Source organism: Halostella sp. PRR32, from assembly GCF_034808085.1.
Taxonomy (GTDB): Archaea; Halobacteriota; Halobacteria; order Halobacteriales; family Natronoarchaeaceae; genus Halostella; species Halostella pelagica.
Window position 1 is genome coordinate 1 of sequence record NZ_JAXHGL010000076.1, and the last position, 279, is coordinate 279.

Sequence of the window (279 nt, forward strand, 5' to 3'; positions counted from 1 at the left end):
TCGACGTGCAGACCGCGTACGTCGGTGCGTTCGACGACGTCGAGGGCGGGAAGGAGGCGGCCGCGGCGATGTACGACGACGGCGCGGACGTCGTCTACCACGCCGCCGGTGGCGCCGGCCTCGGCGTGTTCCAGGCCGCGCAGGAACGCGGACGGTTCGCGATGGGCGTCGACTCCGACCAGTCCGAGAGCGACCCGCGGTACGCGAACGTCATCCCCGCGAGCATGGTCAAGCGAGTCGACACCGCCGTCTTCCAGGCGGTCGGGAACGTCGTCGACG

At 71.3% G+C, this 279-nt stretch carries 1 protein-coding gene; it reads left to right on the forward strand.

Annotated features, from left to right (window positions below; translation table 11 throughout):
* A partial coding sequence (locus tag SM753_RS20445) for a BMP family ABC transporter substrate-binding protein (protein ID WP_323192913.1) occupies window positions 1–279 on the forward strand: 279 nt, incomplete at both ends.